This is a genomic window from Microbacterium abyssi (assembly GCF_015277895.1).
Taxonomy (GTDB): Bacteria; Actinomycetota; Actinomycetes; order Actinomycetales; family Microbacteriaceae; genus Microbacterium; species Microbacterium abyssi.
This window is the reverse complement of record NZ_CP063815.1, coordinates 2,745,367-2,759,401: the sequence shown is the minus strand read 5'-3', so window position 1 is coordinate 2,759,401 and position 14,035 is coordinate 2,745,367. Positions and strand designations below refer to the sequence as shown.

Annotated in this window: 13 protein-coding genes and 1 tRNA gene; 11 read left to right on the top strand and 3 right to left on the bottom strand. The window is 68.1% G+C overall.

Going from position 1 to position 14,035, the window contains the following annotated elements; genetic code table 11:
- Positions 1-12: 12 nt before the first annotated feature.
- The 7 genes from IM776_RS13305 to IM776_RS13275 all read left to right on the top strand — a co-directional run bounded on the left by IM776_RS13305 (position 13) and on the right by IM776_RS13275 (position 8,660).
- Positions 13-1,428: a cytochrome ubiquinol oxidase subunit I gene (locus IM776_RS13305; protein WP_194422655.1), complete on the top strand. Its 1,416-nt coding sequence runs from the start codon at positions 13-15 to the stop codon at positions 1,426-1,428.
- Between the two features lie 15 nt (positions 1,429-1,443).
- Positions 1,444-2,469 carry a cytochrome d ubiquinol oxidase subunit II gene (gene cydB / locus IM776_RS13300; RefSeq protein ID WP_194420557.1) on the top strand — a complete coding sequence of 342 codons (1,026 nt, stop codon included), beginning with the start codon at positions 1,444-1,446 and terminating at the stop codon, positions 2,467-2,469.
- Entirely contained in the window at positions 2,466-4,193 is a 1,728-nt protein-coding gene (gene cydD / locus IM776_RS13295; protein ID WP_194420556.1) for a thiol reductant ABC exporter subunit CydD, read from the top strand. The genes cydB and cydD overlap by 4 nt, the downstream gene beginning before the upstream one ends.
- Positions 4,190-5,848, top strand: a complete 1,659-nt coding sequence (gene cydC, locus IM776_RS13290) for a thiol reductant ABC exporter subunit CydC (protein ID WP_194420555.1) — start codon at positions 4,190-4,192, stop codon at positions 5,846-5,848. Before cydD ends, cydC begins: the two co-directional genes overlap by 4 nt.
- Positions 5,849-5,928: 80 nt before the next feature.
- The gene (locus IM776_RS13285; protein ID WP_422730951.1) at positions 5,929-7,653 is read left to right on the top strand and encodes an MDR family MFS transporter; all 1,725 of its coding nucleotides are present in this window, start codon (positions 5,929-5,931) and stop codon (positions 7,651-7,653) included.
- Positions 7,643-8,110, top strand: coding sequence for a MarR family winged helix-turn-helix transcriptional regulator (locus IM776_RS13280; RefSeq protein ID WP_228479766.1), 468 nt, complete (start codon positions 7,643-7,645; stop codon positions 8,108-8,110). The genes IM776_RS13285 and IM776_RS13280 overlap by 11 nt, the downstream gene beginning before the upstream one ends.
- A gap of 76 nt (positions 8,111-8,186) precedes the next feature.
- The gene (locus IM776_RS13275) at positions 8,187-8,660 is read left to right on the top strand and encodes a MarR family winged helix-turn-helix transcriptional regulator (RefSeq protein ID WP_194420553.1); all 474 of its coding nucleotides are present in this window, start codon (positions 8,187-8,189) and stop codon (positions 8,658-8,660) included.
- 11 nt (positions 8,661-8,671) lie between these two features.
- Here IM776_RS13275 and IM776_RS13270 read toward each other — a convergent pair whose 3' ends face one another.
- Positions 8,672-9,445: a hypothetical protein gene (locus IM776_RS13270; RefSeq protein WP_194420552.1), complete on the bottom strand. Its 774-nt coding sequence runs from the start codon at positions 9,443-9,445 to the stop codon at positions 8,672-8,674.
- Between the two features lie 101 nt (positions 9,446-9,546).
- On the opposite strand from IM776_RS13270, the gene IM776_RS13265 reads away from it, so the two are divergent.
- Both IM776_RS13265 and IM776_RS13260 read left to right on the top strand, forming a co-directional pair.
- A complete protein-coding gene (locus IM776_RS13265) occupies positions 9,547-10,593 on the top strand; it encodes a hypothetical protein (RefSeq protein WP_194420551.1) in 1,047 nt (348 codons plus the stop codon).
- A gap of 45 nt (positions 10,594-10,638) precedes the next feature.
- A tRNA-Ser gene (locus IM776_RS13260) sits at positions 10,639-10,729 on the top strand.
- Positions 10,730-11,126: 397 nt separating this feature from the next.
- Here the strand turns inward: IM776_RS13260 and IM776_RS13255 are convergent.
- Together IM776_RS13255 and IM776_RS13250 are read right to left on the bottom strand one after the other, a co-directional pair.
- The gene (locus tag IM776_RS13255) at positions 11,127-11,630 is read right to left on the bottom strand and encodes a hypothetical protein (protein WP_194420550.1); all 504 of its coding nucleotides are present in this window, start codon (positions 11,628-11,630) and stop codon (positions 11,127-11,129) included.
- Between the two features lie 56 nt (positions 11,631-11,686).
- Positions 11,687-13,009, bottom strand: a complete 1,323-nt coding sequence (locus IM776_RS13250) for a VCBS repeat domain-containing M23 family metallopeptidase (protein ID WP_194420549.1) — start codon at positions 13,007-13,009, stop codon at positions 11,687-11,689.
- A 195-nt stretch (positions 13,010-13,204) separates the two neighbouring features.
- Between IM776_RS13250 and IM776_RS13245 the strand changes: the two genes are divergently transcribed.
- Positions 13,205-13,570 carry a YidH family protein gene (locus IM776_RS13245; RefSeq protein ID WP_194420548.1) on the top strand — a complete coding sequence of 122 codons (366 nt, stop codon included), beginning with the start codon at positions 13,205-13,207 and terminating at the stop codon, positions 13,568-13,570.
- Positions 13,567-13,911, top strand: a complete 345-nt coding sequence (locus tag IM776_RS13240) for a DUF202 domain-containing protein (protein ID WP_194420547.1) — start codon at positions 13,567-13,569, stop codon at positions 13,909-13,911. The genes IM776_RS13245 and IM776_RS13240 overlap by 4 nt, the downstream gene beginning before the upstream one ends.
- Positions 13,912-14,035 lie beyond the last annotated feature (124 nt).

The window sequence follows — 14,035 nt, the reverse complement described above, 5'->3', positions numbered from 1 at the left end:
GGGAGTCTCGTGATGGAGTGGCTTGATCCGCTTGCCCTCGCCAGGTGGCAGTTCGGTCTGACGACGATCTACCACTACCTGTTCGTGCCGCTCACGATCGGCATGGCGCTCGCGAGCGCGATCTTCCAGACCGCGTGGGTGCGCACCGCGAAGATCCACTACCTGCACCTGACGCGGTTCTTCGGCAAGATCTTCCTGATCAACTTCGCCATGGGCGTCGTGACCGGCATCGTGCAGGAGTTCCAGTTCGGCATGAACTGGTCGGACTACTCCCGCTTCGTCGGCGACGTGTTCGGCGCCCCGCTCGCCTTCGAGGGGCTGCTGGCGTTCTTCTTCGAGGCGACATTCATCGGGGTGTGGATCTTCGGCTGGGACAAGCTGCCCAAGAAGCTGCACCTGATGAGCATCTGGTTCGTCGCGATCGGCAGCATCCTGTCGGCGTACTTCATCATCGCCGCCAATGCCTTCATGCAGAACCCGGTCGGCTACGAGTACAACCCCGCCACCAACCGGGCCGAGCTCGTAGACATCTGGGCGCTGCTGACGAACCCGGTCGCACTCGCCGCGTTCCCGCACACGATCTTCGGCGCGTTCATGTTCGCCGCCGGTGTCATCATCTCGGTCTCGGCCTGGCATCTCTATCGCGGCCAGCACCTCGACACCATGCGCGTGTCGCTGAAGTTCGGGCTGTGGGCGATGCTCTTCTCCACCGCCGGCGTCGCGCTCACCGGTGACCAGCTGGGGCTGGCCATGTACGCCGCGCAGCCGATGAAGATGGCGGCGGCCGAGGCGACGTTCGACACGGTGTGCGGGGCGGATGCCTCGTTCAGCCTGTTCACGCTCGGCACTCCTGATGGCTCGTCGGAACTGTTCTCGATCCGTGTGCCGTATCTGCTCTCGCTGCTGTCGACGCACACGCTCGACGCTTGCGTGCACGGCATCAACGACCTCAACGCCGAGTACGCCGTGCAGTTCGCCGACCTAGGCATCGACAACTTCGCCCCGGTCCTGTGGATCACCTACTGGTCGTTCCGTTGGATGATCGGCCTGGGCATGCTGCACGCCTTCATCGCCCTCGTCGGCCTCTGGGTGACGCGCAAGAACGCCAAGAAGCCGGTCGCCAAGTGGATGTGGAAGGTCGCCATCTGGTCGTTCCCCCTCGCCCTGTTCGCGAACATCGTCGGATGGGTGTTCACCGAGATGGGACGCCAGCCCTGGATCGTGTTCGGCCTGATGAGCACCCGCGACGGCGTCTCGCCCGGCACGTCCGGCCTGGAGGTACTCATCTCCCTCATCGCGTTCACGGCGATCTACGCCGCGCTCGCGGTGGTCGAGATCCGCCTGATCGTGAGGGCCGCTCAGAAGGGGCCGGACACCGCAGAGCAGCCCGAAGACGAGACGGCCCAGCTGCCGTCGGTCGTGTACTGAGAAAGGACGGACATCGTGGATCTCGCCACACTCTGGTTCGGAATCATCGCCTTCCTGTTCGTCGGCTACTTCGTGCTCGACGGGTTCGACTTCGGAGTCGGCATGTCACTGCCGTTCCTCGCCGGCGTCGGCAAGAACAAGGACGACGTCTCGCGCAGGCAGATCATCAACACGATCGGCCCGGTCTGGGACCTCAACGAGACCTGGCTCATCGTCGCCGGCGCCTGCTTGTTCGCGTCGTTCCCCGAGTGGTACGCATCGCTGTTCAGCGGCTTCTACCTGCCGCTGCTGCTGATCCTGCTCACCCTCATCCTGCGCGGCGTCTCGTTCGAGTACCGCCATCAGGGCAAGACAGAGAAGTGGAAGGCCGGCTTCGACCGGATGATCATCATCGGCTCGGCCGTGCCCGCGTTCTTGTGGGGCGTCGCATTTGCGAACATCATCCAGGGCGTCGCACTCGACGAGCGCCACGTCTACGTCGGCACGGTGTTCGATCTGCTGAACCCGTACGCACTGCTGGGTGGCGCGACCACCCTGCTGCTGTTCTTCACGCACGGCGTCACGTTCGTCGCACTGAAGACCGACGGCCAGCTGCGATCGGATGCGCGTCGTCTCGCATTCCGTGCGGGCCTCATCACCCTCGCTGTCGCCGCAGTGTTCTTGCTCTGGACCGTCGTGGCGCATTTCTCGCTTGTCGTTCTGGTGCTCGCGGCGCTCGCCGCCGTGGCGCTGGTGCTGTCGATCGCGTCGAACCTGCGCGAACGAGAGGGCTGGGCGTTCTTCTTCGGCGCCGCGACGACGCTGTTCGCCGTGGTGACGCTGTTCGCCGCACTCTTCCCGAACGTGCTGCCCTCGACGATCGACCCGGCGTTCAGCCTCACGATCGAGAACGCGTCGAGCACGGAGTACACATTGCAGATCATGACGTGGACGGCCCTGGTCGCCCTGCCGCTCGTACTGCTCTACCAGGGCTGGACGTACTGGGTCTTCCGCAAGCGCGTCACCCGCGCATCGATCGAGGGAGCCCCGGTTCACGCGTGAAACCCGTCGACCCGCGGCTGCTGAAGTACGCCGGCGCTGCGCGAGGATTCTTCGTTCTCGCCGCAGCGATCGGCGTGCTCCAGACCGCGGTGGTGATCGCCTTCGCCTGGTTCCTGACGGATGCCGTCACCGGCGCTCTCGCCGGCCGCTCTGTGGTCTCGTCACTGGTGTGGATGCTGGGACTCGCGCTGCTGCGCGGGGCGCTGATCGCGGCATCCGACTTCGCCGGCATGAGCGCGGCGGCGAGGACCGGCACGCAGCTGCGCGGAGCGCTGATCAGAGCGATCGGCCGCCTGGGTCCCGGATGGCTGGCCTCACGCAACCAGGCGTCGCTCGCGGTCACGGCAGGGCACGGGCTCGAGGCGCTGGACCAGTACTTCGCGAAGTACCTGCCGCAGCTGGTGCTCACGGTCATCGCGACGCCGGTGATCGTCGTGGTGATGTGGTGGCAGGACTGGCCGAGCGGACTGACGACGGTGATCACACTGCCGCTCATCCCGATCTTCATGATCCTGATCGGCATCGCGACGCGGACGGTGCAGCGCAAGCAATGGCAGACGCTGCAGCACCTGGCGGCGCGATTCGCCGACACCGTGCAGGGGCTCGCGACGCTGCGGCTGTTCGGCCGCGAACGGCGGGCCGCATCGCAGATCGAGGCGACCGCCGACCGGTACCGCAGCGAGACCATGAAGGTGCTGCGGTTCTCGTTCCTGTCCGGCTTCGCGATGGAGCTGCTGTCGTCGATCGCGGTCGCGCTGATCGCGGTCGCGGTCGGGTTCCGGCTGCTGGCGGGGGACATGTCGCTCGAGGTCGGGCTGTTCGTGCTGCTGCTCGCGCCGGAGGCGTTCCTGCCGATCCGTCAGGTGGGCGTGCAGTTCCACGCCGCAACCGAGGGGGTCGCGGCGACCGAGGACGTGTTCGCGGTGCTGGATGAGGCGGGGGAGCGTGAGGCTTCGACTCGCCTTCGGCTCGCTCAACCCGTTTCGTCTTCGGGGCTGCGCCCCTCCGCTCAACGACCCGCAGCTGAAACCCGCCTGGCCGACACCCGCGGGGCGTTGAGCGAGCGCAGCGAGACGAAACGGGTTGAGCGAGGAGCGCAGCGACGAGTCGAAGCCGCCACCCTGACCGTAGAGCACCTCCGGGTCCGCGATCTCCCGCCGGTCTCCTTCACCGCGACTCCCGGCACGATCACGCTGATCGAGGGCCCCAGCGGCTCCGGAAAGTCGAGCCTGATCTCCGCGCTCCGAGGTGCCGCGGAGTTCGAGGGCACTGCGGCCTTCGCCGGCACCGACGTGCGCACCCTCGCGCCGGCCGAGTGGATCGCCTGGGCCGGCCAGGCGCCAGGACTGATCCGCGGCACGATCGGCGCCAACGTCGCCCTCGGGTCCGAGCCGCAAGACGACAGCATCCGCCGTGCCCTCGACGCCGCGTGCGCCGAAGACCTCGACCCGGCGCAGGAGCTCGGCGTACAGGGGAGCGGGCTGTCCGGCGGCCAGGCGCAGCGCGTCGCGGTCGCCCGCGCCCTCTACCGCCACTCCGCGGATTCCGTCCGCGTTCTCGTCCTCGATGAGCCTTCGAGTGCACTGGATGCCGATACCGAGCAGCGCCTGTGGACGACCCTGCGCTCACGCGCCGACGACGGCGCCACGATCCTGCTCGTCTCCCACCGCCGGTCGGCGCGCACCGTCGCCGATCGTGTCGTCACGCTGGGGGTGCTCGCATGACCGTCCCCGCCCGCGTCCGCGAGGTCCTCCGCCTGGCGCAGCCGCCCGTTCGCCGGTTCCTCCCCGGACTCATCTGGGGTGTCTTCTCTGCCGCGGCCGCCGTGTCGCTGCTCGCGGTCAGCGGCTGGCTCATCGTCAGCGCGTCGATCGTCGACTCCCTCGTGCCGCTGTCGGTGGCGGTCGTCGGCGTCCGGTTCTTCGCGGTGTCGCGAGCCGTGTTCCGCTACCTCGAGCGTCTGTCCGGACATGACGCCGCGCTCCGTCAGCTCGCCACCACCCGCTCGGACATGGTGCGCCGGCTCGTACCCCTGTCTCCCGCGGGACTCGGCCGCACCGACCGCGGGCAGGTGCTCTCCGCACTCATCGATGACGTCGAGAACCTGCAGAACCTGCCGCTCCGCGTCGTGCAGCCGCTCGCGGTCGCCGGTGTCGTCGCGATCGGGGCGGTCGGCTTCATCGCCTTCATCCATCCGCCCGCCGCTCTCAGCCTCGCGGTGTGCCTCGTGGCCGCCGCGACCATCGCGATCGGCCTCGGATGGGTGTTCGGCGCACGCGCTGAGGCACAGGTGTCCCACGAGCGCGCGGAGCTCTCAGCATCCCTCGTCGATTACTTCGGAAGCCTCGACGTCCTCCTCGCATACGGCGCCGAGCCCGCCGCGCGCGAACGCATCGAGCGTGCTGACGCGGCCGTCCGCCACACCGTGACGCGCGCGTCGCTCGCGCAGGCGGTCGCCGCGGGCGTCGTGTCCGTGCTGGCGGGTGTGGCGTCGGCGTGGGCGGTGGCCGCGGCATCCCCTGGGCTCGCGACCGGCGCGATCGACGGGCCGTGGCTCGCGGTGGTCGTTCTCGTGCCGATGATCGTGTTCGAGGTGTTCGGCGCGGTGCCGATCGCCGCGGCATCCTGGCGGAGCGTGCGCGCCAGCGCCGAGCGCGTCGTCGACGTGCTGCCGGCGTCGGTGCCGGAGGAGCTTCGACCAGATGCCGGCGCCGACGAGCACCCTGCCGGAACGGCCCTGCACCTCCGCGACGTCCGTGCCGCCTGGCCCGGGGGCGCGACGGCCCTGCGCGGCGTCTCGCTGGACCTCGCGCCGGGCGAGCGCGTGCTGGTCTCCGGCCCGAGCGGCGCAGGCAAGAGTTCGCTGGCCTCGGTGCTGGTCGGCTTCCTCCGCGCGGAGGGCGAGTTCACGATCGGCGGGACGGATGCCGCGACCCTCAGCGGCCCGGCACTGCGGCGCATGATCGGGCTGTGCGAACAGCATCCGCAGCTCTTCGACGAGGACATCCGGCAGAACCTGCTGTTCGCCCGCGACACCGCGAGCGACGACGACCTGCTCGACGCGCTGCACCGCGTGGGCCTGGGCGAATGGGCGCGCGAGCGCGGCGGCCTGGACGCGCGGGTCGGCGACCGTGGCGCACTCGTGTCAGGAGGGCAGGCCCAGCGCCTCGCGCTGGCACGCGCGCTGCTGGGCGGGTTCCCCGTGCTCGTGCTCGACGAGCCGACCGCGGGCGTCGATCCCGAGGCATCCGATGCTCTGCTGCGCGATCTGCTCGGGGCGGCAACCGGGCAGTCGGTACTGCTCATCTCGCACGTCGCCCCGCCCGAGGGGACGGTCGATCGGGTCGTTCGAATAGAGGAAGGCCGGACCGCCCTCTAAATAGTTGCTCAAGCATGACAGTTGACGTTCAGCAACCATAGGCGTATGGTTGCTTCAGATCAACTTTCTGACGCAGGAGCATCCCCACTTTGACAACAGCATCCCCATCCTCAGCCGAGGCCACGCGCTCGGCTCGCGAGGTCTTCACCGCGATCTCCGGCCTCATCGTCGGCATGTTCGTCGCGGTCCTCTCCGGCACCGTCGTATCGACCTCGATGCCGGTCATCATCGCCGACCTCGGCGGCACGCAGTCGCAGTACACCTGGGTCATCACGGCCAGCCTGCTGGCGACTGCGGTGTCCACGCCCATCTGGGGCAAGCTCGCCGACCTGGTCGACCGCAAGATCCTCGTGCAGCTCTCGCTCATCCTGTTCACCGTCGGCACGGTGATCGCCGGCTTCTCGACCGACACGAATATGCTCATCGCCGTGCGCGTGATCCAGGGCATCGGCGTCGGCGGTCTGATGTCGCTGGTCATGATCGCCGTGGCCCTCATCATCTCGCCCCGTGAGCGGGGCAAGTACATGGGCGTCGTCGGCGGCATCATGGCGCTCGGCACGATCGGCGGGCCGCTCCTGGGCGGATTCCTCACCGATGTGTGGGGCTGGCGCTCGAACTTCTTCGTCGGCGTGCCGTTCGCGATCCTCGCCCTCGTGCTCCTGCAGTTCACGCTGCACCTGCCCAAGCCCCAGCGCGGGACCAAGGTCTCGATCGACTACTTCGGAATCGTCCTGCTCGCCGTCGGCGTCTCGACCCTGCTGATCTGGGTGTCCATGGGCGGCAGCCAGTTCGAGTGGGATTCGGCGACGAGCTGGACGCTGGGCGCCATCGCGGTCGCGGCCATCCTCGCCTTCGTCGTGGTCGAGTTCTTCGTCAAGGAGCCGATCGTGCCGATGTCGCTGTTCCGCAACCGCACCTTCACGCTGTCGGTCATCGCCTCGATCGCCATCGGCGTCTCGATGTTCGCCACCTCGGTGTTCCTCGCCCAGTACTTCCAGCTCGCCCGTGGCGCGACGCCGACCGAGTCCGGCCTGATGACGATCCCCATGATCGTCGGCCAGATGGGCGCCTCGATCATCATCGGCCAGCTGGTGAGCCGGTTCGGCAAGTGGAAGGGCTGGATGCTGGCGGGCTCCGTGCTCGCGACTATCGGCGTCACGCTCATGGCGACGCTGCGCTACGACACCCCGTTCCCGCTCGTGGCGGTCTACATGTTCGTTCTCGGCGCCGGCCTCGGCATGGTGATGCAGAACCTCACCCTCATCGTGCAGAACGACACCTCGCCGACGCAGCTGGGTGCCGCCTCGTCGAACGTCAACTTCTTCCGCACGATCGCCGGCACCATCGGCGTGACGATCATGGGTGCGCTGCTGTCCACCAGCGTGGGCACCTACATCGGCGACGGGCTTGCGGGCTTCACCCCGACCACGCCGGAGGAGATCACCGCTCTGCAGCACCTCTCGTCGGGCGACGTCCCCAAGGTGGGAGAGCTGCCGGAGACCATCCGGACCATCGTCGAGTCGGCCTACGGCAACGGCATCGCGGACTCGTTCATCATCGCGATCCCGCTCGCCGTGCTCGGGATCATCGCGATCGCCTTCATCAAGAACAAGCCGCTGTCGACGAAGAACGCCGCCGAGCAGCTGCGCGACCAGGCCGAGGAATCGGTCATCGAGGTCGCCGAGGCGGAGGTGGGAGCGTCGACGTCTACGGGCAGCATCCGCATCGCTGGTGGCGATCCCGCTTCGCGGACCACGGGCTCGGTGAGCGTGCTCGAGCGCGAAGATCGCGAGAATGGGCGCTGACATGGCCGCCGTCGACAGCGCGGTGCCGACTGATGTCGATGACACGGTCGCGGAGTTCCAGGGGCACCTGAACCTGATCTTCGCCAGGGCCCGGTCGCTGTGGAAGGAATCCGCGGCGCAGATCCATGCCGACCTGCAGCCGTCCGGTTACAAACTGCTGACGTTCATCGCCAGGGCGGGCAGCGCGAATGCCCATCAGCTCGCCGAGCGTTTCGAGATGGACAAGTCGGTGGTCAGTCGTCAGGTGCGGATGCTGGAGGATCTCGACCTTCTCGAGTCTCGTCCCGACGATCACGATGGGCGGCAGCGTGTGCTCACTGCGACGCCTGCCGCGTGCGAGACGCTCGCCGACCTGAGAGGTGGCCACGCCGAGCGGCTGCGCGAGATCCTCGCCGAACTGACGCCCGAGGAGTTTCAAGCCGCTTCGAAGGTGTTCCGTCTCCTCGCCGAAGTCTGATGCGCCCGGAGATGCCCCGCCGCAGCGTTCGCCCGCGAGGCGTGCTGCGGCGGGGCTTCGCCGTACACTGGCGATCATGAGCGCCTCGTCTCCCGACCCCGCGTCCACCCCCATCGGCGAAGGGCAGGATCTCGAGAACGCCGTCACGCGGGTCGAGCAGGAGCTGGGGCGCCTGTTCGCACGGATCCGCATCGGCTGGCGTGAAGCCGCGGTCACGGTGCATCCCGATCTGCAGCCGCTCGGCTACCAGGTGCTGATCTCGATCGCGAGCGGCAAGGCGACCTCGGCCGGAGCGATCATCGAGCGCCTGCAGACCGACAAGTCGGGCGTCAGCCGTCAGGTGCGGCAGCTCGAGGAGCTAGGGCTGGTCGAGAGCATGCCGGACCCCGAGGACCGGCGCGCGCGCGTACTGGTCGCCACCGATCTCGCGCAGGAGCGCATCGCGATCGCGCGAGCGCGCTACGAGGGTCGCATCGGCGAGCGTCTGCGCACCTGGTCGGCCGCAGACCTCGATCATTTCGTGGAGCTGCTCGGCGCGCTCGGCCGCTAGTCCAGGTCGGGCTAGTACAGCTCGACCGGCGGCTCCATGACGATGCCCTGCGCCTCGAAGGCGCGGCGTCGCTCTTCGATGCGGCGGTGGAGTTCGACCTGGGCCTCCTCGATCAGCTGCGGATCGAGCGCGACGCTCTCCGCGTGCGGGTCGCCGTGCAGCGCAGAGATGTATGTGTCGAGATCCGGGCCGGAGGTCAGCGAGGTGATGAGCGAATAGCGCGGGGCGTTGCCGCGGTGCCAGACAGCGTGCCAGAAGCGCTGCGTGTCGACGACCATGCGGCTGCCGGCGGGAAGCGGCAGTCGCAGCTCGGTCGCCGGATCGAAGCGATCCTCGCGGAGGATGAGCAGCGAGTCCGGGTCGTCGGTGAGGTTCACGAAGGAGCGGACGACCCAGCCGGTGCCGTCCTCGTTCAGGCGGTTGTTGTCGTCCTGGTGCAGGTTGTAGATCGCGTCGGCGTAGGTGTTCGCCTGCAGCTCGATGACACGACAGCGTCCGACGTTCGTGCCGGGTTCCTGGGCGAGACGGGTCAGCGTCGGTGCGGTGGCGACCTGCGTGTCGATCCAGACGCCGTCCTTGTCGGTGCGCGGCGGGGTGTGGTTCCAGAATCCGTTGCAGTCGATGTCGCCGGCGTAGCTGGCCAACGGTGCGAACCGGGTCACTCCGGAGGAGCGCCAGCGGACGTATTCGAGATCGAGCCACTCGGCGGGCTCGATCGGGCTCGTATGCGGGGCGAGGACGACGTAGCCGGTCTCCGCCAGCGCAGGCGAGGTGATGAAGCTCATGGGACAACCTCCGTGAGGTCATCCTAACCAGGCGCGATCGATCATGACGGAAGGTGTCGCCGGGGATATTCTGCGGCGGTCGCGGTGGCTAGCCTGGGAGCATGACTCAGCCGCAGGGCGCCCTCCTCGTGGGCAGCGTGAACTACGACGACGCGGAGACGACGATCCGCACCTCGGTCGCTCTTCTCGGCGGCCACCTCAAGCGCATCCCCGACGGCGAGGTCGGCAAGAGGTTCCACTGGATCATGTTCCAGCCCGACGTGCTCGGCCAGGCGGACGGCATCGAGCGGGTGGGCGAGGAGCCGATCCCGTTCAAAGCCGGCCTCGACGCGCGGCCGCTTCGGATCGCCGATGGGGTGGACGCCGCGTCGATCACGCTGCCGCCGCTCGGATACGCGGATGCCGCGATCGAGTCGTACCGCGTGTTCGCGCGGCTGCGAGACGAGGGCGCGGTGCCGGACGGCATCCGCTTCCAGGTGTCGCTGCCGACGCCGGTTGCGGTGGTGTCGTCGTTCTTCTCCGGCGACGATCGCGCGGCGATCGAGCCCGTGTACGCGGGTGCCCTGGTGGCTGAGGTGAATGAGATCCTGACCGCGATCCCGCACGATGAACTGGCGATCCAGTGGGATGTGGCCAGCGAGCTGGGCATCATCGAGCACGCCTCCGGTTACGGCGCGGTGATGGACGCATGGTGGGAGGGCGACCCGTTCGACGGACTGGTCTCGCGGCTCGCCGCGCTCGTGGATGCCGTGCCGGTCGACGTCGAGGTGGGCGTGCATCTCTGTTACGGCGACGCGGGTGAGCGGCACTTCATCGAGCCGACGGATGCCGGGACGCTGGTGCGCTTCGCGAACGCCGTGATCGCCGCGGCGTCGCGGTCGCTGTCGTGGCTGCATCTGCCGGTGCCGATCGCGCGGGACGACGCGGAGTACTTCGCGCCGCTGGCCGGTCTCGCGCCGGTGGATGAGCTGTACCTCGGACTCGTGCACCGAGAGGACGGCGCCGAGGGTGCCGCGCGGCGGATCGCCGCGGCATCCGCCGTCGTGCCCGAGTTCGGGGTCGCCACGGAATGCGGGATCGGACGCGCTCCGGCGGGGAGCACCGAGGGCGTCCTCCGCACGCACGCCGAGGTCGCCGCGCCCTGGTGAGCAGCCGATTCGCGCGAGCGGCCGCCGTCGCGTAAACTCTTCCGCGGTGACGTGTCCGAGCGGCCGAAGGTGCAACTCTCGAAAAGTTGTGTAGGGTAACCCCCTACCGTGGGTTCAAATCCCACCGTCACCGCCAAATCGAAGGCCCCGACTCCCGTAGAAAACACTGGGAAGTCGGGGTCTTCGTCATTCCCCGTGCAATGTCGTGTTGCGGGTCCGAGAGCCACCGGTCGATCAGCTCAGCGTGGTCGTTCGCATGACGGCAAGGGTACGACGGGCTATTGACACTGGGCCGGTGACGCCGAACGCGCTATACGTCCGGCTCGAACAGCCCGTCATCGTCCCGGCGAAGGGCGAAAGCGGCCTCGAACCGACGCGGCGTTGACCATCGCGTCGACCTGCTGCCGCGTGATGTCGCCCAGTGTTGCGATGACGTTGACCATGCGTTCAGAGTCGCACAGCTACGGCATCCTGTCGTCGACCACGGGTGCGTTCGTCCGTGCGCGCGACCCGCCGTCGAACCCGGCCGGCGGTCATTCTCCGCCCTCGTTCTCGCCGCGGATGAGCCGCTGGATCTGTTCCTCCGGCAGCGGCTGGATGGATCCCGACGACATCTCGATGTCGGGATCAGCCGGAGATCCGCCGATCGTGCACACGGATTCCCCGTCGTAGCCGTTGGTCTGAGCCGGCACCAGCACGAGCCATTCCGGCGTCACCGTGCGCTTCTCGATGCGGGCAGCCGCGGGGTCGAACACGACATCGGCGTCGTACACGGATGTGGTGACGTCGATGCAGATCTGCGCCAGCTGGTTATCGGTGAAGGCGGGAGAAGTCTCCGGCGAATCAGTAGGCGAAACGGGATCGGGTGTGGGAGACACAGAATCAGCGGTCGGCGAGGGAGAGGCGGACGCCGAGGTCTCCTCCGCAGCCGGCGTCGGCGACGATTCCGAGGCTTCCGGGGCGCACCCGCAGAGGGCCGTGCCTGCGAGGAGCGCGAGAGCGAAGACGAGGGACGGGCCCTTCCGAACTGCGGTCATGGCCTCATCGTAGAGAGCGCGTGCAGACAGCGACGTGCCATCCCCGCTCCGGCGCGTCACTCGAGCTGGAGATAGCCGCCCCACCCGGAGCCGATGAGGATCCGGCTCTTGAGCCGTCCCGTCCCGTCTCCCGGATACAGATGGAGTTCACCCGCCGTGGTGCGAGCGATCAGATCGGGGTGCTTGTCTCCGTTGTAGTCCACGCCTCCCGTGAGCGCGGTGATCGCACCCCAACCGCTTCCGAGTGAGACTCTGGTCCCGAAGCGGCCGCCGAGTCCGGGGTAGAAGTAGAGGGTTCCGTTGTCGGCGACGGCCATGAGGTCACCGAGTCGGTCGCCGTTGAAGTCGCCGCCGACGATGTACCGGATCGTGTTCCACCCGCTTCCGACCACCGTGTGCGGTCCGGGGAGCGCTCCGGTGCCGTCCCCGCGGTAGATCTTGAGCACGCCGGCCGCTGAGACGCCGAGCACATCCTGGATGCCGTCGCCGGTGTAGTCGGCGCCCGAGGTCACATGCTGAAGGTCATACCACCCGGATCCGGGTGTGCCGTAAGCGCCGAAGCCTCCAGTGGTGTTGCCCGCGTAGTACTCGAGAACCCCGTCACTGCGGGCGACGAGCATGTCCGCTCTTCCGTCTGCGTTGAGATCCGTGTGGGTCAGGTGCCGGTGGATTCCCCATGCGCCGGTGACGATCGACGCCTTGAGGAACCCGCCCTTGCCGTTGCCGGCGAGGAACTGAAGATCGCTGTCCCCGGCGACCGCAAGGAGATCGGCTCTCCCGTCGCCGTTGTAGTCGGCCGAAGTAACCGGCGAGAGCGGTGAGGTGCTGAGACCGGGAAAGACCAGGGGGATCGGATTGCCCCGCGTGACCTTGGACAGGCAGACGAAGCCCTGATTGATCGCGGTGTAGACGGATCCGTTCCGCCACACCTCGAAGTGCAGATGAGCGCCCGTCGACGCGCCGGTGTTTCCGACGACCCCGATCTGCTGGCCGCGCGCCACTCTCGCACCCGGGGCGACGGATGCCTGCGCGGCCATGTGGGCGTACCGCGTGACGTACCCCGCCGCGTGCTGGATGTCGACGTAGTAGCCGTAGCCGCTGTTAGAGGCACGCGTCTTGATGACGCCGTCGTATGCGGCGAGGATGGGCGTGCCGCCCTGGCCGGAGATGTCGACGCCGTCATGGTCGCGGTGGTTCGAGCGGCATCCGTCGCCCACCTTGGACTCGATCGAGCCCGATGCCGGGTACACCATCTGGCCGTTCGTCGCGGCCGCTGCAGGTTCTCCGGGGATGAGCGACGGTGAGATCACGCCGACGAGCAGGAGGATCGCAGCGAGCATCGCGAGGTGCGCCAGATGCCACCGTGACGTTCGCTTCATGTCGAGTTCTTCCCAGCTCGGCCGGCCCCAGGGACGCAGCGTCCACCGACGTCACCGTACCAGCGCGTGCGCGCTCGAGCGCGCTTCGAGATGGTTCTCGCGTGTCAGCGCGGTGTGATGCATCGGTAGCATCGAGACAGCGTCGATACGGAGGGCGAAGATGACTTGTGGCTCAGCGGTCCGGACGGTGGCTCTGTGAGCGATCGTCGACGCTTCCCCGCCTCGGTGTACGCACACGGGACCGAGCCCGATGCGCGCTTCACCCTGGCGAATGAGCGCACCTTCCTCGCCTGGATCCGCACCGCACTCGCCCTCCTCGCCGGTGGTGTCGCGCTCGAACTCCTCGGGCTGGAGCTGCACCCCGGGCTGCGGCTGGCAGCATCCCTCGTGCTCGTGATCGCAGGCATCGTGACACCCGTGCTGGCCTGGTTCGGCTGGGGGAGCGCTGAGCGGGCGATGCGCCTCGCGCAGCCGTTGCCCTCGTCACCGCTCGGCGCGGTGCTCGGGGTCGCCGTCACGCTCGCCGGCGTGCTCCTGCTGCTGGCGATCCTGCTGCGATGACACTGTTCGATCCCGGGCTGCAGCCCGAGCGCACCGAACTCGCGTGGCGGCGCACGGCGCTCGCCCTCGGTGCGGGCTCGCTCGTCGCGCTGCGACTGCTCCCCGTGGCGTTCGGCCATCCGGCTTGGGCATTCGGTGGCGTCGCCGGACTGGCGATCGCCGCCACGCTCTGGCTCGCTGCGCGCCGACGCTACCGCGCCGTGAACGACGTGCTCGGCCGCGACGGCGATCGCGGGATGCTGCCCGGTGCCACGATGATCGCGAGTCTGGCCGGTGTGGTGCTCGCCATCGGCATCGTCTCGCTCGCGGTCGTGATCGTCACCGCGGTGCACTCAGCCTGAAGATCGCCGAGCGTCGGCCAACGCGGATGCCGACAGCATCCGGATCTCTTTCCGTCGGCCTCTTGACGGAATAAATCACTGCCCGTTTCATGGGTCGGACACACCCAGGATCCTCCTGCGCGTC

Excerpts from the sequence above, each read along its gene's own strand:
- IM776_RS13305 (WP_194422655.1), top strand. The coding sequence starts at position 13 with ATGGAGTGGCTTGATCCGCTTGCCCTCGCCAGGTGGCAGTTCGGTCTG.
- cydC (WP_194420555.1), top strand. The coding sequence starts at position 4,190 with ATGACCGTCCCCGCCCGCGTCCGCGAGGTCCTCCGCCTGGCGCAGCCG.
- IM776_RS13280 (WP_228479766.1), top strand. The coding sequence starts at position 7,643 with ATGGGCGCTGACATGGCCGCCGTCGACAGCGCGGTGCCGACTGATGTC.
- IM776_RS13275 (WP_194420553.1), top strand. The coding sequence starts at position 8,187 with ATGAGCGCCTCGTCTCCCGACCCCGCGTCCACCCCCATCGGCGAAGGG.
- IM776_RS13270 (WP_194420552.1), bottom strand. The coding sequence starts at position 9,445 with ATGAGCTTCATCACCTCGCCTGCGCTGGCGGAGACCGGCTACGTCGTC.
- IM776_RS13265 (WP_194420551.1), top strand. The coding sequence starts at position 9,547 with ATGACTCAGCCGCAGGGCGCCCTCCTCGTGGGCAGCGTGAACTACGAC.
- IM776_RS13255 (WP_194420550.1), bottom strand. The coding sequence starts at position 11,630 with ATGACCGCAGTTCGGAAGGGCCCGTCCCTCGTCTTCGCTCTCGCGCTC.
- IM776_RS13250 (WP_194420549.1), bottom strand. The coding sequence starts at position 13,009 with ATGAAGCGAACGTCACGGTGGCATCTGGCGCACCTCGCGATGCTCGCT.
- IM776_RS13240 (WP_194420547.1), top strand. The coding sequence starts at position 13,567 with ATGACACTGTTCGATCCCGGGCTGCAGCCCGAGCGCACCGAACTCGCG.